Here is a 16,475-nt window from a genome sequence, read left to right on the forward strand (position 1 = left end):
CATCGCGCAGAATGCCTATGCGGGAATTCCGCTAAAGCGGAATTCGCTGCCCTCGTCGCTTCCTTGCGGGCCGTCCTTTGTTGCGGTAAGTGACTCCAATCCGCTTCGCGGATTGGTAATTCCCCCGCAGGGGGCGGGGGAATTACGAGGGTTTCCGCTATTCGCTAAATTCGAGCTGGACCGAATGTGGCTGGATTTGCGCAGAAATTCCGTAGTCGTAAATTGCGATCCATTCGCCATCCTTTACGCTCGTTCCGGGGCGGGGCCGCATGATCAGGATGTCGCTGCCGTCGTTCGGGATGATGGCGCGGTAGGGGTACCCGCCGACGCCGATGTCCGCTGCCTCGCCGCGGGAGACGATGCCGGCCATTTTCTGCCCGGTGTCCGGGTGGGTCCATGTGACCCATGATCCGGCGGCGTAGGGGGTGGTCGACGGCTTCGGCGGGCTGGGCTTGGTGGGCTTGAGGTCGAGCTTTGCGGAGCGCGGCTTCCACTTCCGGGCGCGTACGGATGTGGGGGAGCAGCCGCGCTCTGTGAGGGCGTCAGCCTCGCTGTCCCGCTCTGTCTCCATGGCGCTGATGACGGCTTTGGTGTGCCGGGTGTCCAGGACGGCGCCGCGTCCTTCGGTGCGGACGGTCACGCTGGGTCGCATGAACATGCGGATCACGGTCTGTCGGGTGTCCACGGGTCTCCTTCGGGTGGTGTCTCGGGTGGGGCGGGGGTGCCACTCCCCCGCCCCTTCAGGGGCTTTCTAGGCGCGGATTACGGGGTGCTCGGCCACGAGTAGGGAGGTCACGTCACCCATGAAGGCGGTGATGAGGTAGGCGCCTTTGTCGTCGGTCCAGAAGTCGCGGGGGTCGGTGACTTCGGTTTCGGGGTACTGGTTCATTACGGCGGCGGCTGCTGCGATTCTGGCGTGGCCGGGTGTTTCGCCTTCCGCTACTACCGCGAAAGCGGAAGTGAATACGGGGGACTCTGTGCACCAGTCGCCGATGTATGTGAATTGCATTGGGTTTCCCTCCCGTTTATGGGGCGCCCCCGGGGCCTGGCCCCGGGGGCGGGGGTGGTCAGTCGGCGTTGGGCCGGGGGAGGGGAAGGTGATGTTGCGGGGGGTGTCCGGCGCGGGGGGCAGGTCGACGGCGGCGAGTTCGGTCAACCGGCCGATGATCGTGTCTACTTGGTCGGCGGTCAGCCCTTGGTGCGGGTGGTCTCCGCCGCCGGTCAGCAGGACCGCGCCGTGGTAGTCGGTCCGGGTCGGCTGGTAGAGGGCGGCGAGGGCGGACGCGAGAGGGTTGCGGGGCTGGCTGGTGCAGCACTTGGACATGCCTGCCCAGAGTGTGAGCCTGTTGGTCAGGGTGACGCCGGGGCGGGTGCATCCGGCGAGTGCCCACAGCTCACGGACCTTGGTGCGGGGGATCGGGATCCACTCGCCTGCCTCGAAGGTGCCGTCGGGATTAACGACGATGGCGAACTCGGTGTTGTCCAGGTCGAACATGGGTGTCTCCTGTGGTTTGTGGTGGTTCGGGTTGTCGGTGGCTGCCACTGCCGACCAACGAGATAACTGTATCGCATCTAGTGCACACGGTGTGGGTGTGACGCGCGCTCTGAGGGGGTGTGTTTTCACCGGCCTGTAGGCCAGTAGGCCAGGGGGTGCCGGGCGGGGTATCGACGCAGGTCACGGGCGTGTTCTGGGGGTGGCCTACTGGCCTACCGCCTTTTCGCGGGTCGCGGTGCGCGGCGTTGCTGGGCGCGGAGCGCCCGGTGTCGCTGGGGCCGCGTAGCGGCCGGGTGTCCCGCCGCAGGCGGTTGCGGGCCGTAGGTCCGCGCGCTGTCGCTGCGGAGCAGCGCGCGTCTCTTCGGTGCCGCCGCGCAGTCGGGCGGCGGTTCGCTGCGCCCGTGCCGTGCGCGCAGCGCGCGGCTGTCCGGGGTGCGCAGCACCCCGTCCTCCCTCCTCGGGGAGCGGCTTGAACCCTGGCCGGTACGGCGGGTGGTGGCCGGTGGCGGCGCGCCCGGCGGTGGCGGCCGCCGCTGCGCCCGGACGGCGCGTGGCGTCTGGACGTGATGGTGCCCCCTGCGGAAAACCACAGGGGGCGGGAGTTTTGGGGTCGCGGCGAAAGTGCCGGCCGCCAGGGACAGGGGCGCCGGTCTGGTCAGAGCTGCGGCACGGCCTGGTCGTCACCGGCCGAGGGCTGGGCGCGGGGCACGAGGGGCCGGAAGTCGGAGCTGCTGTTGAGGCCGTAGTGGAGAACGACCGCGCCGTCCAGCTCGGCGGTGTAGGTGGTTGCGGGGATGCTCAGCGGGGGGACGGTGGGGGTCACGGTTGCGAGCAGGTACGTCAGAGCCTTTACGGCCTGCTCGTTGGTCACGGTCTTGGTGTGCCGGGTGCCGGAGTGTGTGACGTGCACGGTGTAGCCGCTGTCGGTGAGCAGCATTCGGGCGAGTGCCTTGGGGCTGACGGTGTCGGAAGGTTCCGGGCGGGCTGCTGGGCTGCGCCCGGCGAGCAGGCGGGCCTGGCGGATGCCTTCGGCGGTGAGGTGGGGGTGGTCTTCGTGGCGGGGGTTGGTGGCCAGGCCCCGGACCATGAGGGCCACCGCCGTGCCGGTGAGGCCCCGAAGGAGGTGGCGTTCTTCCGGGTCGGCGAGTGCGGCTACGAGCATGGTGATCATCGCGGGGGAAAGGGGGCGCTTGTCCTGCATGGGTGTCTCCTGTGGTTTGTGGTGGTTCGGGTTGTTGGTGGCTGCCACTGCCGACCAACGAGATAACTGTATCGCATCTAGTGCACACGGTGTGGGTGCGACGCGCGCTCTGAGGGGGTGTGTTTTCACCGGCCTGTAGGCCAGTAGGCCAGGGGGTGTCGGGCGGGGTGTCGCCGCAGGTCACGGGCGTGTTTCTGGGCTGGCCTACTGGCCTACAGGGTTTTCGCGGTCCGCGCTGCGGGGCGTTGCACGGGCATGGAAATGCCCCGTACGGCAGGCCGTACGGGGCACAGTGTGCGGGCGGATCAGGGAGTAACCGGCGCGTAGATCACCTCTGCATACGGCAGGTCCTCGATGTCGGTTTCCACGTGGATCACCTGACCCCGGGTGTAGGCGCGGGTGTCGTCGCCGGGGAGGAGCAGGGAGAGGTCCGAGAGCATATGGGCCTGCGTGACGGGGCACCGGACTTCGGGCTTGCCCGCTTGGCGCAGCAGCATCCGGTAGTCGCTGGCGAGGGTCGGGAGGCCGGTCGGGTGGCCGTCGGCGGACAGGCCGATGGCCAGCGATGCAGTGCTTACGGGGAATCCGGCCTGGTACGACATGCCGGGCTCCGCCGGGATCACCTCTCCCGTCATGCAGTCCGTGGTGTAGGCGGTGAAGACCTCTCCCTGGGTGAGCGGGCGGAAGAGCCCGTCATGGAGTACCCATCCTCGTACGGTGGACGGCCCGGTCAGGTGCTCGCTGCGCATGACGAGACCGGCGGTGGCGACGTCGCGCAGTGCGGTCGCGAGCAGGTAGCGCACTGCGGCGATGGCGTTGATGGTGGCGAACTCGGTGGGGGAGACGCTGAATTCGCCCTCGCGGATCTTGGGCGTGCCGTCCGGAGCGGGGACGGAGAGCAACAGGGTGTGCCGCCCGGGGGCGGCGCTCACGGTGATGTCGGTGAGCAGGTGATGAGCCGCCGCGATGGCATCTCCGGTGGGAGAGCGGTGTGCGCTGTTCGAGATGTTCATGGGTGTCTCCTGTGGTTCGTGGTGGTTCGGGTTGTCGGTGGCTGCCACTGCCGACCAACGAGATAACTGTATCGCATCTAGTGCACACGGTGTGGGTGTGACGCGCGCTCTGAGGGGGTGTGTTTTCACCGGCCTGTAGGCCAGTAGGCCAGGGGGTGCCGGGCGGGGTATCGACGCAGGTCACGGGCGTGTTCTGGGGGTGGCCTACTGGCCTACCGCCTTTTCGCGGGTCGCGGTGCGCGGCGTTGCTGGGCGCGGAGCGCCCGGTGTCGCTGGGGCCGCGTAGCGGCCGGGTGTCCCGCCGCAGGCGGTTGCGGGCCGTAGGTCCGCGCGCTGTCGCTGCGGAGCAGCGCGCGTCTCTTCGGTGCCGCCGCGCAGTCGGGCGGCGGTTCGCTGCGCCCGTGCCGTGCGCGCAGCGCGCGGCTGTCCGGGGTGCGCAGCACCCCGTCCTCCCTCCTCGGGGAGCGGCTTGAACCCTGGCCGGTACGGCGGGTGGTGGCCGGTGGCGGCGCGCCCGGCGGTGGCGGCCGCCGCTGCGCCCGGACGGCGCGTGGCGTCTGGACGTGATGGTGCCCCCTGCGGAAAACCACAGGGGGCACCGGGCGGCTTGCCCGTGTCGTTCAGTCCCAGAGTCTGAGTTCCCGGGTGGCCAGGTGCAGATGCCGGGTCTCCGGGGGGTAGCTGGTCGGGGCCTGGAGCCCGAGAGCCCAGACGGTGACCGCGTACTCGTACCCGTGCCGGTGGCGGTGGTAGTCGCCCGCGGCGCCCTTGAGGAAGCGGCGGACGGCGGGACTGTAGGGCTCCTCGTCGTCGCCGGTGTTCTTGAGCCGGGGGTCGGTGAGGAGCCGGGTGAGGGCGTCGTGCCAGCGGGTCAGTTCCTCGGCGCGCTTGCGGAAGGCGCCGGCGGTGTCGTCGGTGTCGGCGAGCAGGGTCTCCAGCTCGAAAGGCGCGGGGACGGGGACCTGGTCGTCGTACTCCTCAATGGCGTCGACCTCGGGGTTCGTGAAGGCTCGTACGTTGTACTGGCACAGGCCCAGGATGTTCTGCAGCGACTTGCGGAAGTAGCGCATCAGAGCCCTCCGAGGCGGTCGGCGATCCAGGCGGGAAGCGGCGCCACCGGCACGTCGCGGACGATGAGGTACGGCAGGCCGCCCACGACGGAGCCGGGTCCGACGAGGTAGCCGCCGCTTCGGCGGCCGGGGCCGCGGACGTCGATCCCGGGCCCGAGCGCCGTACGGCCGCCGGAGATGCTGCCGATGGTGCAGTCCGCCGGCGCCCGGAAGTACAGGTGCCGGCCCCCGGACGGGGTGGCCACGGTGAACGTGGCGGGCACCGCTTCCCCGAGCCGGTCGGCCAGGGCGGCGAGCACGCCGGGGCCGTCGTCGTCGCCGTGCACATCGAGGTCCAGGACGACGACGTGGGAGGCCCGGCAGCCGACGCCGACCCCTCGCCCGGCCAGCAGCTCGGGCAGCCGCTCGGGCAGCAGGGTCGCCTGTCGCTGCCACCCGCGCTCGGGAACCCGGCCGCCGATCGGGAGCGGGAAGACGGCCAGGCCCCGCCCGACGGCTGTCCGCGCGGCGGCGAGGACCTGCGGGCACTCGGCCGACCAGTGCCAGAGCTGCGCCGGGGCGAGGCGGTGTTCGGGGCAGTCGTCGCGCTCGCTGCCGTCGGCCACGGCTCCGCAGCCGACCTTGGGGCAGGTGCAGGCCCGGAAGGCGCTGCCGCCGTGCGGCCTGCCGTGGCGCGCGTAGCCGCTCGCGGCGATGACGGCCTGGACGTCGCGGACGCTCACGCGACCTGGTCCTCGTCGTCCTCGTCCTCGTAGCAGCAGCACTCGCCGTACGGGTCGCCCCCGCCACCGGCCCCGCACTCCGGGCAGGCGTTGGGGTCGTCGTCCTCGTCGTAGTCGCCGGTCGCGGCCCGCATCTCCGCGTGCCTCCAGCCGGGGCACTCGTAATCGCACCCGCAGCCCTTAGCGCACTCCGGGCAGACCATCCCGTTCGTCCAGCCGCACCGGTCGCACATGATCTGGTTGCGCGGGTCGGCCTGCTCCTGGCGGAGGTAGTCGACTGCCTCGCGGTAGGTGTTGATGTCGACGTACTCCGACAGGTACCGCTCCAGGGTCTCCCGCTCGTCGGTGTCGGGGTGGTCCAGGAGCGCGATGGCGCAGGCGTGCTTGATGTCCAGCGCGCTCTTGAGGGAGGCGAGGGCCTTCTTCCTCGCGTGGTTCTTTGGCATCTCCAGCTCTCTTCCGCGGCTCGCGGTGATCCCAGACTCACCGGCCGCCAAGAGCGAGGCCAGCAAGGGTGATGTGATGTGGAGGGTGGCTCGGCGCGGAGCACCTTCGGTGTTGCTCGTCCGGTCTGGGCCAGACGAACCGGGCCGCGAGCCGGGCCCACGGCCGTGAAGGCCGCACACTCACGATAGCGCGGTGTACCCCGGTTTCACGGCAGGCTTCGCGAGAAAGGCCGCGAAGATGTGGCCCCGGGCAGTGCTGGGCGTGGCGTTCACCGGCGGTAGGTGCTCTTGCAGGCGGCCATGACGGAGGCGTCCACGATGCCCTGCGCCATCCGGCAGACGGTGCGCATGTCGTAGTGCGGACGTCGCGGTGCCCGAGGCCGCGGCCGGGGGCGGTTCGTCTGCGGCCGGGCGTGCCGGTGCTTGGCCGCGCGATGGGGCGAAGTTCGGGTTGCCGACGGGCGCCGGCGGGGCGGTGCAGGGCGTACGTACTGGCGCTGGCGGGTGTGCGGCTGGCCGGTGCGCGGTTCGGGGTGCGGCGTCTGGGTGGCTCTGGCGGCCGCCGAGGCCGGGGCGGGGGCGGGCGGGCGGCTGCTGGCCGGTGGGGTGGTGACCAACAGGATGTGCGGCGGGTCGGGGCTGGGCACGGCTGGCGCCGAGGTGCGGGCGGAAGTGGCCGGGGTGTGAGGCTCCGGGGTGCCCTGCGGACTGACGGTCGCACAGCCACCAGTCACCAGGAGCAGGCATAAGGCGGCGACGGCGGCGGATGGCGGACGCATGGGCCCACCGTGCCCTAGAGCGCGCCCAGTTGGCGTGAGCGCTGCGCGGCCTCCACCGGTTCGAGGGACGGCGCGGGGCGCGGGCGACGGCGATTTCGGGCTGGCGGGTCTGCGGTCGCGGCTCGTCGGGCAGGGCCTCGGCCACGGTGACCGGCTCGTCCTGGAGCTGGCCCAGCAGGCGCGGGTCGGGGCAGGCGGCCGGCACCAGGTGCGCGTCGCGCGGGACGTCGCGCTCGAAAGAGGTGTCCTCCCAGATCGAGGCGGCGCGCTCCTCGCGGTCGTGGATGGCGGCCTGCTCGGCTTCCCACTGGGCCCGGTACGGATCGACGGTGCGCTGGGCGTCGGCCAGCAGCTGCTCCGCCTCGGCGCGCGGGATGAGTTCGAGCAGATGCAGGTAGGCGCCGGTGCCACGCAGGGATACCTGGGCGGCGTAGGCGTTGGCCTGGGTCCAGGGCGGGATTTCATCGTAGGTCTCCCACCACATGGGCATCTGCCGCAGGTGGCTGACGACCGTCTCGTAGACGTCGCGGCGGAAGGTGCGGCGGCGGGCGCGGAGGCTGGCCGCGTCCTCGTACTCCAGGGCGTCGGCGGCGTAGGCGGAGGTGCGCAGCCAGCGCCCGGCGCGGCGTACGGCGAGGGTGGTGAGCTGTTCGGCGCGCTCCAGGCAGTGCGTCAGGGCCACGCAGACCCGGGCGACGTCGCGTTCGGGGCCGGAGACGATCAGGCGGCGGGTCTCGTGGCGCAGGGTGGGGCGGCCGTCGCGCATACGGGTTCCCCAGTCGTGGTACAGCTCGCTGGCGGGGCGCTCGACCTGCACGGGGAACAGTCCGGCCAGGTGCTGGGCGGCGGCGCGGCGCTGACTGCCGCGCCGTGCGACGTCGGGGAATGTGATCTCGGTGCGGGAGTGGCCGCGGTCATCGACCAGCAGGCGCCGGACGGTGAGAAGTTCGCGGGTCATGGTGGCTGGCCTTTCAGCAGAAGAACGGACGGGCGGGGCGGGGCGCTCCGGGCCGGAGCGCCCCGCCGTACGGTCAGGCCGGGGTGTCGGCCTGGTTCTTCTGCTGGGTGACCCAGGCCGCGATGGCGGCGGGGCGCTGGGCGACGGGGAGGCAGCCGCGGTGACGGACGCGGTCGCGCCGCATGTGCGAGTAGAAGACGGCCACGGTGGTGCCGCACAGCTCGCAGCGCACGGGCCAGCGGACGTCACTGCCCGGGTAGCCGCCCAGCGGGGTCCAGGCGGTGGCGGCGAGACGGGCGAAGGCCCGCTTCATGCTCTCGGTGTTGCGGGCGTTCGGGCGGGGGGCCAGGTTGTCGGCGAGGTACGGCGTGATGGCCATTGTGAACTCCTGTGGTGTGGTTGGTGTTTCGGGTGTTGGCGGCTGCCACTGCCGACCAACGAGAAAACTGTATAGGGGTCAGGTCACGACCTGCAAGCGACACACCGGCACGGCGCACGCGAAAGGCCGGAGCTTGGTTGTGCCATCTCATGACGTTGTGCCGCGCCATACAGTCATGGGGAAGGTCCCGCAGCCGACTCCAACGGCTGCGGGACCTTCCCCCATGACTTCGGGCGGTATGTCAGGTGCGGTATACGGCCGGGCGGACACCGGCGCGCAGCTCTCGGATGATCGAACACGGGCCCTTGGTGGCGCAGTACGCATCGTCGGTGTTGGGCAGGGGGTTGTGCGACAGCCCAAGCTTGTCCTTGGCGACGGCGTTGACTGTGCGCAGCATTGCGGGGTCGGCTGGTCGGCATGACGACTGGCCGTCGCGGTTCACGCCATGCTTCGCGGCACTGACGATGTGCTGCCGCGCCTGCCGGGCTGCCCACCTGCGGTCGTGCGGACCTGTGTTCTCGTGTACGTGGCCGCCGTTGTGGAACGTGTCGAGGTGGCAGGCAGTGCAGTGGTACGTGACCATGTGGATCGGGTCCTGGTCAGGCAGCCACCGGCCCTCGAACTCGTAGACGATCACCTCGGCGCCGGGAGTCACCGGGTGCGCGAAGGCGGTGACGAGTCCGACGCCGTCCTCGATCGCACCCCGCGCCTTCATGTTCCAGAAGATGCGGGGGAGGAAGTCGTCCCAGCCCTTGCCGTGGGGCCACTGTGCGTACATGACGCCCTGCGAGGCATCGAAGGTGGCTGTGCCGTCGACGTTCTCGCGCTTGTACTGCTCGATCTGCTCGATCGACCCGAAGTACGTCGCGCTGAACTCCTCGGACTCCAGGAAGATCAGCCCGTACCCCTCGGGGCGGGTGTCGTGGCCGTTCTCCTTGAGGATTTCGACCATGTCCTCGTAGCCCGGGTTCCCGGGGGCGATGGTGCCGACGAGCGGCAGGCGGTAGCGATCGCAGCTCGTGACATGCGTCGGATTGTTCGGGCTCACGTTGTGCGCGGTGCCGTACGTGTTCTCGATCGTGATGCTCATACTGTCGTCTCCCTGGTCCTTGGTCGGCTTCGGTCTTTCGCGCCTGCTGCCCGTGTCCGTCGTCAGCCGTTCTGCGGACGGCCGATGACGGCCAGCTCCCAGGTTTCGGCGGCCAGTTGCCGGCGGTACTCGTGGCTGGAGTCGAGATCGGCGCGCAGGCGGTCGGCGGTCTGCACCGGCGCCGGGTCCAGCTCGGCCTGCTCCTCCTCCAGGGCGGGGTGGCCGGCCTCCAGAATCTGGCGGTAGGCGGTCTCGTCCCTCGGGGAGGAGGAGAAGAAGGAGCGCTTGAGGGCGCACTCGGCGCGCTCGCGCCACATGTCGATCCCGATGCGGGCCTCATCGACCGCGAGCGTGTAGGCGTGGTGGGCGGCGAGCCAGGACGATGCGGTGCCCAGCGCCTCCCATGCGCGCTCGACCTGGTCCAGCAGGCGGTCGCGCTCGGTGCGGGCGACCTGCTCCTGGGCCAGGCGGTCGCGGACATCGGCGTAGCGGGTGGTGGTGTCCATCAGGGCGACCAGCCGCATCCCCTCCGCGTGGGCTTCCTCGCCGTGCGGGTCGGCCTCGGGGTGGGCGGTCCGCCAGCGCTGGATGGCCTTCTTGCACTCGGCGTCGGCCTGTTCGTATACGCCGGTGAACCCCTCGATGTCGAGCGGGGCAAGGTTGGTGATCACGGTGCTGCCTTTCGGTCGATGCTCTGGCTGGTGGGGCTCGGATCTGGTACCTGCTGGGTCGTCGGAGGGTCAGGCGCGGGTGGGGGCGATGTAGCGGCGGACGGCGACCATCAGGGCCGCGGCGAGGAGGTAGCCGAGGAGGACGCCGGCGACGCGTACGAGCTGGGAGGCCGGGGAGTCCAGGCGCAGGCCCTGGTCGAGGGCGAAGGCGGCGGCGACGCTGCCCGCGAACAGCGCGGCGCAGCCGAGGATCAGGAGCACGATGCGCGCGCCCTCGGGCAGCCAGGTCGGGCCGCGGGAGGGGCCGAGGCGGGTGCTGACGTGGGCGAGGTGGGCGGCCAGCGCCTGCTGGCCGGTGCCGGGCGTGTGGGCGGGCATCCGGCCGCAGGAGCAGTGCGCCCGGTAACGGGCGGTGCCGGCGGCCGCGGAGGCGTCCTCGTCAATGACGACCTTGAGCAGGTGCCGGCCGTCATCGATGAGGAAGCGGTCGAAGCGTGCGCGGTCCACGGGTCAGGCTCCCGTGAGGGCGAGCGTCTCGGCGGCCTGGGCCTGCCGGCGGGAGTGCGCGACTTCCAGCTCCTCGCGCATCCGGTCGGCCTCGGCCCGGGTCTCGGTGATGTCGTCGGGCACGGACACCGGGGGTGACCTGCGGTCAGGATGTGCTGCTCGTAGGCGTCCGCCAGCCGGTTGTGGCCCGGGCCTCGACGGAGGGAGGGTGCCTGCGACAGTTCGGCGAGCGCGGCGTCCCAGGCGTCGATGGCATCGCGGGCCTCGTGTACGGCGCGGACGTACGCCTGGTGGCCGTGCAGCCAGCTGCCCTTGGCGTTGGGGTCGGCGAGGGATTCCCAGCGCAGTTCGACCAGGTGCAGGGCGCGGTCGCGCTCGGCGCGGGCGTTTTCCTCGGCGGCCAGGCAGGCACGCAGGGCGTTGTACTGCCCCAGTGCCAGGCTCAGGTTGAAGAGCCGGGCGGCCTCGGCGGTGGAGGCGCGGTCGTCATGGGCGCGAAGTGTGGCCCGGGCGAGGGGGCTGTTGTTGTCGTCCAGATCGTGGATGCCGTCGAGCCCTTCGACGGATACGGGCGTGGCCATGGTCTTCTCCTTGGGACGGTTGCGGATGTTGATGCCCCGGGACTTGAGGTCGTCGTAGATGGTCTGGCGATTGCCGACGCGGGCGGCCTCGGCCAGTTCCACCACGTTGGTTGCGCCGGCGTTCCAGGCCGCGGCGACCAGGGCTGCTCGCCGACCGGGGGCGGACCAGTCACGCAGGGCGGCCAGGGCTCTTTCTCGTGCTGTACTCACTCCACCATCATGCTGTCCATTCAATGGACATGTCTATTGAATGGACAGCACTTGGCTGGTTTTCGCGGCTGGCTGTCCGTGGCGGAATGCCAGTAGTAGCCGAGGTAGCAACATGTCGTCACTGCTTGCGAGTTGACCCTGTCGGGTGATGGCCCGCCGGTGGCCGTTCCGGCCAGGGGGCAGCGGCGTTGAGCAGGTATGCGAAATATGATCATTCCGGGAGTGGCGGCCGTCGTGGCCCTCGCGATGCTGCAGACGCCGGCTGAAGCCACCGGGCACGCGCAGCGCGGGGCCAATCACATCACCGTGCGCGGGAGCGGCTTGTACGTGAAGAGCGTGACCACCAGCCGTTCGCCGCACCGCTACAAGGCCCAGGCGCGGCTGGTGATGGAGACCCGGCACGGTGTCCGTCAGCTTCAGCCGTACCAGGACACAAATTTCTCGACGTCGTTCGCCGGCGGCCGGGAGCGGGACTACGACTACCGGACCTGGACGCTGAAGCGGAAGTTCGCGAACGGGACACGGCTGTGCAGCGAGTGGAAGGGGTACCGGGGCCGCGCCTGCGTGATCATCCACAAGTGATGCCGCCCGGGTAGTGGAGACGGCAGTGGCCCGGTCCGTACGGACCGGGCCACTGCGCATTCAGCCCGCCACCGCCCTTCGATGACGGCGGGGCAGCGAGAGGGCGGATGCCACCCTGCGATCGCCTGGCCGAGGAGATGCAGGCCTGCGCGATGGGGCCTGTGCGGCCAGCTGGCGGGGTGGTCAGCGACGGACGATCTGACCGTTCTTGACCTGGGTGCGGCCGTCCTTCGCGGGGCGGGACGGTTCACAAGGAGGCAGAGGGTTTGCGGGGCGGCGGGACGGCGCGCAGCAACTCCCACAGGGGCCGTGAGCCGGCCGCCCATACGCCGAGGGTGTGGCGGTCGACCACGTGCAGGCGCTGCTGCTTGGCGAAGGCGACGGCCGGCGCGCTGACCCGGCCGTTGGTGACGATCACGGCGATGTCGGCGCCGTGGACCTGGCGCGCGGTGCCGTTGAGGACCTGGAGGTCCGGCGTGCCGACCGCGGAGCCGGCCGCGCCGTTGCGGCGGTGCTTGCACTGGATGACCCAGCGCCGTCCGTAGGGGTCGGTGGCCTTCACGTCGGCGCCCAGGTCTCCGCCGCCCCCGACGCGCAGGGCGTCGCGGCAGCCGTCCCGGCGCATCAGGTCGCGTACCGCGTCCTCGAAGCGGCTGTGGTGCAGGGCGTCGATCTGAGCCAGGCCGTAGCGCAGGCCCTGGGTGCGGTCCGCTTCCCACCGTGCCCGGTGCCGCTGGCGGTACAGCCACCCGCCGCCGGTCAGCGCCGCGAGGACGGCGGCAGCGGCCAGGAACCACCAGTGGGTCAGCAGCCAGTCGACGGCGGCCACAACCAGGGCGACGGACAGGACCGCGGCCGCGAGCAGGACGATCAACTGGTCCTCGGCGCGCTGGCGCCGCCTGCCCGGCCTGCGGGTGCGCCGCCGCGCCGGCGGGCGCCTGGCCGCAGACGTCCTCCGCCTTCGGGTGCGGGGGCTCACCGGCTGGCCTGGGTAAGGCCGCTGGCGAGCTGGCCCAGGACGTTGAGGATGCCCTGGCCTACTGGGGTGGGGGCGATCAGCACGCCCAGGGCCAGCACGATGACAACGGTCATCTTCTCGTCGAAGCGGCTGCGCGAGTGCGTACGTCGCCGCAGCCGCACCAAGACGATGATCGCGAGCAGTACCGCAAGATTGATGGTCAGCAACCGTCCAGCCCTCCCCCAGGCCGGGACAGCCGCACACCGCCCCAGCCTTTCTTGTGTAGCCGGACTGCGGGGAGGAGGAGACGGGATTGCTGGCAGATGGCACAAAGGCGCCGATGTGGCTGAATACCGGCGTTGTGCCGTGCCGTGGGGTGCAGGGGGCGCACACCCGCGTGCACCTTCCCTGCACCGGCAATTCCACGGTGCTGTACTGCGGTTCAGCCGGCGGACATCGCGGTGCGCAGGCGCTCGGCGGTGGCCCGGGCGGCGGCCTGGACAGCGTCGTCCGGGCCGGTGTGCGCGACGTCGTCCAGGAGGGCCACGGCGGCCTGGAGGACGCCGACGTGCACGGGCACGGTCTCCAGTGCGGCGAGCGCGGCGGCGGCCCGGTCGGCTGGTGACACCGGCGTCGTGGGGGTGGGAATGACCTGGGCTACGCCGCGCCCCAGGGCACGGTCGCGGTGGGGCTGGCTGAACGTGGGTGTAGTCACTGCCCGATTCTCCCTGACCGGGCGGTGCGCGGCGTACGGCTGCCCTTGCGGCGGTCGCGGAGTGCGGCCAGGACGTCGTCCGGCTCGGGCGTCGTGCTGCGGGCGAGGTAGCGGATGCCGGCGCCGGCGGGCGGCTCGCCGTGGGCCTGGCCGGGGATGGGATGGCGGCGGCTGGTGGAGGTGTACCAGCCGTAGCGCTCGTCCCACACCAGCGCCGGTACGGGCGCCCCGGGGCCCAGGACCAGCGTCGCGGCGACCGCGGTGGCATCGAGGACCAGGGCGTGCGGGCCGTCGGTCACGGGGATGCCGGCCGCGGCCAGCGCGTCGGCCACGGTGGCCAGGTACGGGGTGATCTCGCGGATGCGCTGCTGGGCCGGGACGAGGGCAACGGCGCGCCGTACGGCGGCGGCCGGGTAGCCGAGGTCGGCAGCGGCCTGCTGCGGCGTCAGGTCCGGCTGGCCGGCCAGGCGTTCGGCGATGCGGTCCGCGCGGGCGAAAGAGAGCGCGTGCTGTGCGGTCCACTCGTGGACACCGAGCTGGTCGGCGGCGGTGGCCGCGGTGATGGCCGGATCGGCGTCCAGCAGGGCCTGGATGCGGGCGGGCATCTCGTCGCGCGGGACCTGGTCGCCGGAGCGCCGGGGGCGCCCGCCGGCGCCGGTGCCGGGGCCGGGGCGCGCTTGGTCCCAGGCGCGCACGACGCCCCGCGGCCAGTGCTCCACTCCCCCGGCCCTGACCATGTGGTCGGCCAGGGCCGCGTCCTTCTTGTACACGTCCCAGGACCGGGGCGAGACCGGGCGGGACAGCGCGGCCGAGGCCTCGTGCTTGTCGAGCAAATCGGCGTCGTCGTCCTGCTCGGGCAGGGCGGGGACGGGGTCGCCGGCGTAGTAGGCGTCGGTCTGCTCCGCGTCGTAGAGCAGGGTCTGAGCGTCCGGCGAGCTGACCGGCGCGGGGAAGTCGTCGGCGCGGTAGTCCTTGCGGTTGAGGTAGCTGCGTCTGGTCACACCGCGCTCGGCGGCGAGGTCGGCCAGGGTGCGCACCAGGTGACGGCGGCCGGCACGGATCATCGAAGGCTCCAGGGCGGGCGTACGGGAAGACGGGCGGGCGCCGGGCGACGTCGCCTCGGTGGTCCGGGACGATCACACAGCAGTGTGAAAAAACTGTATCGGCAGTTGCCCACCGGGGCAATCGCCGGCAGGCCCGGAGTGTTGCCCCGCACGGGCCGTACGGGCCGTACGATGGGAGACGAATTCCTGTGGGTCGTGAGTACGGTCCCCAGGTGATTCGGGTTGGCCGGTGCCCGTGCCACCTGCGCTCGCGCGCAGACTGAGGGCGCCGGCCTTTTACGTGCGCCCGCGGGTCAGGCGGTGCCCGGTGGGAGGGCCGGATTCGGCAGGCCCACGAGGCCCCCCAGCTCGTCACCGGTCATCCGGCCCGAGGCGAGCAGGACAGGAATGGCGGCCGCCAGGTTCTTCCAGTGACACTCGATGACGGTGTCGGCTTCGTCGTGCAGCAGGCCGTAGTCGATGTCGGTGTCACCCACGAACGGCTGCCCGAGATGAGCGAATCACTGATCACCTGGGCCTGCATCACCCTGATGACAAGGCGCCTCACCCGCGGCCGGGCCCGCCCCGCTGAACGCCGCGATGTCGCCCACGGCTACGTGATGCCCGAAGCCGCCTGACCGGAGCGGTCCGGATACAGGTGCGCCGTCGGTCAACACCTTGATCCTCGTGTTCCCCTGAAACCGCTCAACCGCAGCCGTCCATACGTCGTTCTCCAAGCGCTGTTCCGGCATGACGGCCTGGTGTTCCTCGGCATCTCCTTCCGCGAGCGCCTGCGCCACCATCTCCGTCTCGGCGGCCCGGTCGGCGGCTGGCAGCCCCAACAGCACGGCCGCGGCCTGTCTCAGCAAAATTCCAGCGTCTTCCAGCAGCGCGTGGGCCCGCCCGATCTCCTGCCAACCCAGGCCAGCTCTGCGCGCTGCGTCTGTCGCCGCCAGCGCCTCGGAGTGCATCGTCAGTACCAGCTGATCTACCAAGCTCAACGCCTGCTCGGGATCGGCCATCACCAGCCTCTGAAACTCCGTACGCAGCCATCCGTCCAGCAGCTTCGGCTTCACATCTTCGTCGTCCATACCCGAACAACGAACCCGTCCAGCTCTGGCCACTCAACACCCGCGTCCTGGGCGAGGTGGGCGACCGCGTGCCCCAGCTCGTGAGCGGCGCCCGACTCCCTCACCTGCTGGGCAGACAGGCCCAGCATCCCGGCGAAGTCACCCGCGATGGGGTACAGGAGATCGCTGTTCAGCCGGATGTTGCGGTGCCGCGTCAGGGTGTCCATCACAGTCCTTCTGTCAGGAGGTCTCGACAGCAGCCGGCTGGTGGCGGCGCGGTGGCTGCCCAGAACTGGGCACCGGCCGTGCGGCTTTCGCCACAGGCGGGGCGCCGGCTTGGCGTACCACCGCGTCCCGGCGACGCGGTCTACGGCAGGTCGCGGAAGCGTTCCCAGGCGGCTTGCTTGCTCGTGCCCAGCGGGCGGGCGATCTCCTCCCAGGAGTAGTCCTTCTTGGCGGCCTGTACGGCGAGCTGCTGCCAGCGCTCGGAGTCCTGGCGCAGCAGGGTCGCGGCGTAGAGGGCCACCAGGGGGCGCGAGTCCTCCGGCCGGCCCTCGGTCGGTGCCGCGCAGAAGCCGGTCACAGCTTCCTCCAGCTCGTTGACCAGCCGCTGGATCTCCTCCGGGAGGGTGCGCGAGAGGGCGACTTCGGCGTGGTGCAGCCACTGCTCGTACAGGCCCGCCTCGGCCGCCTCGGGGTCGGTAGGGTCGGCCGGGCGGCGCGGTCCCTCCCACCCGCAGGCGCACACGGTCCGGATGCCGGCCGCGCGGGGCCGCCCGTCGGCGCCGTCGTACTTCAGACTCCACGCCCAGGTCAGGTCACGCGCGTCGGCCGCCTCGCCGTCCTCCCAGACGTCCGCGGGGGCGCTGGTGCCGTCCGGCAGGACAGCGACCACGTGCCCTTCGTGGTCGCTGTTGTAGTCGTCGTGAACCCAGCCCATCACCAGCTCCTTGTCCGACCGTACCGCTGCGGCCGGAACGGCCGT

General features: G+C 71.1%; 23 protein-coding genes. 2 read left to right on the forward strand and 21 right to left on the reverse strand.

Going from position 1 to position 16,475, the window contains the following annotated elements:
* Nucleotides 1-157 precede the first annotated feature (157 nt).
* The 13 genes from ACEXOX_RS43975 to ACEXOX_RS44035 all read right to left on the reverse strand — a co-directional run bounded on the left by ACEXOX_RS43975 (nucleotide 158) and on the right by ACEXOX_RS44035 (nucleotide 10,460).
* Nucleotides 158-685: a hypothetical protein gene (locus tag ACEXOX_RS43975; protein ID WP_406526715.1), complete on the reverse strand. Its 528-nt coding sequence runs from the start codon at nucleotides 683-685 to the stop codon at nucleotides 158-160.
* Nucleotides 686-751: 66 nt separating this feature from the next.
* Nucleotides 752-1,495, reverse strand: coding sequence for a hypothetical protein (locus ACEXOX_RS43980; protein WP_406526716.1), 744 nt, complete (start codon nucleotides 1,493-1,495; stop codon nucleotides 752-754).
* A 655-nt stretch (nucleotides 1,496-2,150) separates the two neighbouring features.
* The gene (locus tag ACEXOX_RS43985) at nucleotides 2,151-2,696 is read right to left on the reverse strand and encodes a hypothetical protein (RefSeq protein WP_406526717.1); all 546 of its coding nucleotides are present in this window, start codon (nucleotides 2,694-2,696) and stop codon (nucleotides 2,151-2,153) included.
* A gap of 305 nt (nucleotides 2,697-3,001) precedes the next feature.
* Nucleotides 3,002-3,709: a hypothetical protein gene (locus ACEXOX_RS43990; protein ID WP_406526718.1), complete on the reverse strand. Its 708-nt coding sequence runs from the start codon at nucleotides 3,707-3,709 to the stop codon at nucleotides 3,002-3,004.
* A 620-nt stretch (nucleotides 3,710-4,329) separates the two neighbouring features.
* Nucleotides 4,330-4,779, reverse strand: a complete 450-nt coding sequence (locus ACEXOX_RS43995; RefSeq protein WP_406526719.1) for a hypothetical protein — start codon at nucleotides 4,777-4,779, stop codon at nucleotides 4,330-4,332.
* Entirely contained in the window at nucleotides 4,779-5,501 is a 723-nt protein-coding gene (locus tag ACEXOX_RS44000; RefSeq protein WP_406526720.1) for a bifunctional DNA primase/polymerase, read from the reverse strand. Before ACEXOX_RS44000 ends, ACEXOX_RS43995 begins: the two co-directional genes overlap by 1 nt.
* Nucleotides 5,498-5,947, reverse strand: coding sequence for a hypothetical protein (locus ACEXOX_RS44005; protein ID WP_406526721.1), 450 nt, complete (start codon nucleotides 5,945-5,947; stop codon nucleotides 5,498-5,500). Before ACEXOX_RS44005 ends, ACEXOX_RS44000 begins: the two co-directional genes overlap by 4 nt.
* Before the next feature lie 180 nt (nucleotides 5,948-6,127).
* Nucleotides 6,128-7,684: a hypothetical protein gene (locus ACEXOX_RS44010; protein WP_406526722.1), complete on the reverse strand. Its 1,557-nt coding sequence runs from the start codon at nucleotides 7,682-7,684 to the stop codon at nucleotides 6,128-6,130.
* A gap of 73 nt (nucleotides 7,685-7,757) precedes the next feature.
* The gene (locus tag ACEXOX_RS44015) at nucleotides 7,758-8,063 is read right to left on the reverse strand and encodes a hypothetical protein (RefSeq protein ID WP_406526723.1); all 306 of its coding nucleotides are present in this window, start codon (nucleotides 8,061-8,063) and stop codon (nucleotides 7,758-7,760) included.
* Between the two features lie 241 nt (nucleotides 8,064-8,304).
* Complete coding sequence (locus ACEXOX_RS44020) at nucleotides 8,305-9,153, reverse strand: hypothetical protein (protein WP_406526724.1); 849 nt, start codon at nucleotides 9,151-9,153, stop codon at nucleotides 8,305-8,307.
* A gap of 62 nt (nucleotides 9,154-9,215) precedes the next feature.
* Nucleotides 9,216-9,824: a hypothetical protein gene (locus ACEXOX_RS44025; RefSeq protein ID WP_406526725.1), complete on the reverse strand. Its 609-nt coding sequence runs from the start codon at nucleotides 9,822-9,824 to the stop codon at nucleotides 9,216-9,218.
* Between the two features lie 69 nt (nucleotides 9,825-9,893).
* Complete coding sequence (locus tag ACEXOX_RS44030; RefSeq protein ID WP_406526726.1) at nucleotides 9,894-10,331, reverse strand: hypothetical protein; 438 nt, start codon at nucleotides 10,329-10,331, stop codon at nucleotides 9,894-9,896.
* A gap of 3 nt (nucleotides 10,332-10,334) precedes the next feature.
* Nucleotides 10,335-10,460, reverse strand: a complete 126-nt coding sequence (locus ACEXOX_RS44035; protein ID WP_406526727.1) for a hypothetical protein — start codon at nucleotides 10,458-10,460, stop codon at nucleotides 10,335-10,337.
* Nucleotides 10,461-10,465: 5 nt separating this feature from the next.
* Between ACEXOX_RS44035 and ACEXOX_RS44040 the strand changes: the two genes are divergently transcribed.
* Nucleotides 10,466-11,218, forward strand: a complete 753-nt coding sequence (locus ACEXOX_RS44040; RefSeq protein WP_406526728.1) for a hypothetical protein — start codon at nucleotides 10,466-10,468, stop codon at nucleotides 11,216-11,218.
* A 111-nt stretch (nucleotides 11,219-11,329) separates the two neighbouring features.
* Nucleotides 11,330-11,704, forward strand: coding sequence for a hypothetical protein (locus tag ACEXOX_RS44045; protein ID WP_406526729.1), 375 nt, complete (start codon nucleotides 11,330-11,332; stop codon nucleotides 11,702-11,704).
* Nucleotides 11,705-11,951: 247 nt separating this feature from the next.
* On the opposite strand, the gene ACEXOX_RS44050 is transcribed toward ACEXOX_RS44045, so the two are convergent.
* The 8 genes from ACEXOX_RS44050 to ACEXOX_RS44085 all read right to left on the reverse strand — a co-directional run bounded on the left by ACEXOX_RS44050 (nucleotide 11,952) and on the right by ACEXOX_RS44085 (nucleotide 16,430).
* Complete coding sequence (locus ACEXOX_RS44050) at nucleotides 11,952-12,578, reverse strand: restriction endonuclease (RefSeq protein ID WP_406526730.1); 627 nt, start codon at nucleotides 12,576-12,578, stop codon at nucleotides 11,952-11,954.
* Between the two features lie 101 nt (nucleotides 12,579-12,679).
* A complete protein-coding gene (locus ACEXOX_RS44055) occupies nucleotides 12,680-12,889 on the reverse strand; it encodes a hypothetical protein (RefSeq protein ID WP_406526731.1) in 210 nt (69 codons plus the stop codon).
* A gap of 215 nt (nucleotides 12,890-13,104) precedes the next feature.
* Complete coding sequence (locus ACEXOX_RS44060; protein WP_406526732.1) at nucleotides 13,105-13,377, reverse strand: hypothetical protein; 273 nt, start codon at nucleotides 13,375-13,377, stop codon at nucleotides 13,105-13,107.
* The gene (locus ACEXOX_RS44065; protein WP_406526733.1) at nucleotides 13,374-14,441 is read right to left on the reverse strand and encodes a DUF6292 family protein; all 1,068 of its coding nucleotides are present in this window, start codon (nucleotides 14,439-14,441) and stop codon (nucleotides 13,374-13,376) included. Before ACEXOX_RS44065 ends, ACEXOX_RS44060 begins: the two co-directional genes overlap by 4 nt.
* Before the next feature lie 293 nt (nucleotides 14,442-14,734).
* Nucleotides 14,735-14,917 (reverse strand): hypothetical protein, encoded by a 183-nt coding sequence (locus ACEXOX_RS44070; RefSeq protein ID WP_406526734.1) that lies wholly within the window; start codon nucleotides 14,915-14,917, stop codon nucleotides 14,735-14,737.
* Between the two features lie 24 nt (nucleotides 14,918-14,941).
* Nucleotides 14,942-15,511: a hypothetical protein gene (locus tag ACEXOX_RS44075; RefSeq protein WP_406526735.1), complete on the reverse strand. Its 570-nt coding sequence runs from the start codon at nucleotides 15,509-15,511 to the stop codon at nucleotides 14,942-14,944.
* Entirely contained in the window at nucleotides 15,493-15,717 is a 225-nt protein-coding gene (locus ACEXOX_RS44080) for a hypothetical protein (RefSeq protein ID WP_406526736.1), read from the reverse strand. The genes ACEXOX_RS44075 and ACEXOX_RS44080 overlap by 19 nt, the downstream gene beginning before the upstream one ends.
* Before the next feature lie 140 nt (nucleotides 15,718-15,857).
* Nucleotides 15,858-16,430: a hypothetical protein gene (locus ACEXOX_RS44085; RefSeq protein ID WP_406526737.1), complete on the reverse strand. Its 573-nt coding sequence runs from the start codon at nucleotides 16,428-16,430 to the stop codon at nucleotides 15,858-15,860.
* Nucleotides 16,431-16,475: the final 45 nt, after the last annotated feature.

This window comes from Streptomyces sp. Ac-502 (genome assembly GCF_045222935.1).
Classification (GTDB): domain Bacteria; phylum Actinomycetota; class Actinomycetes; order Streptomycetales; family Streptomycetaceae; genus Streptomyces; species Streptomyces monomycini.

Bases quoted from the DNA above. Each gene is read 5' to 3' on its own strand.
- ACEXOX_RS44075 (WP_406526735.1), bottom strand. From the start codon at position 15,511: ATGGACGACGAAGATGTGAAGCCGAAGCTGCTGGACGGATGGCTGCGT.
- ACEXOX_RS44020 (WP_406526724.1), bottom strand. From the start codon at position 9,153: ATGAGCATCACGATCGAGAACACGTACGGCACCGCGCACAACGTGAGC.
- ACEXOX_RS44045 (WP_406526729.1), top strand. From the start codon at position 11,330: ATGATCATTCCGGGAGTGGCGGCCGTCGTGGCCCTCGCGATGCTGCAG.
- ACEXOX_RS43980 (WP_406526716.1), bottom strand. From the start codon at position 1,495: ATGTTCGACCTGGACAACACCGAGTTCGCCATCGTCGTTAATCCCGAC.
- ACEXOX_RS43985 (WP_406526717.1), bottom strand. From the start codon at position 2,696: ATGCAGGACAAGCGCCCCCTTTCCCCCGCGATGATCACCATGCTCGTA.
- ACEXOX_RS44080 (WP_406526736.1), bottom strand. From the start codon at position 15,717: ATGGACACCCTGACGCGGCACCGCAACATCCGGCTGAACAGCGATCTC.
- ACEXOX_RS43995 (WP_406526719.1), bottom strand. From the start codon at position 4,779: ATGCGCTACTTCCGCAAGTCGCTGCAGAACATCCTGGGCCTGTGCCAG.
- ACEXOX_RS44085 (WP_406526737.1), bottom strand. From the start codon at position 16,430: ATGGGCTGGGTTCACGACGACTACAACAGCGACCACGAAGGGCACGTG.
- ACEXOX_RS43990 (WP_406526718.1), bottom strand. From the start codon at position 3,709: ATGAACATCTCGAACAGCGCACACCGCTCTCCCACCGGAGATGCCATC.
- ACEXOX_RS44010 (WP_406526722.1), bottom strand. From the start codon at position 7,684: ATGACCCGCGAACTTCTCACCGTCCGGCGCCTGCTGGTCGATGACCGC.
- ACEXOX_RS44015 (WP_406526723.1), bottom strand. From the start codon at position 8,063: ATGGCCATCACGCCGTACCTCGCCGACAACCTGGCCCCCCGCCCGAAC.
- ACEXOX_RS44005 (WP_406526721.1), bottom strand. From the start codon at position 5,947: ATGCCAAAGAACCACGCGAGGAAGAAGGCCCTCGCCTCCCTCAAGAGC.
- ACEXOX_RS44065 (WP_406526733.1), bottom strand. From the start codon at position 14,441: ATGATCCGTGCCGGCCGCCGTCACCTGGTGCGCACCCTGGCCGACCTC.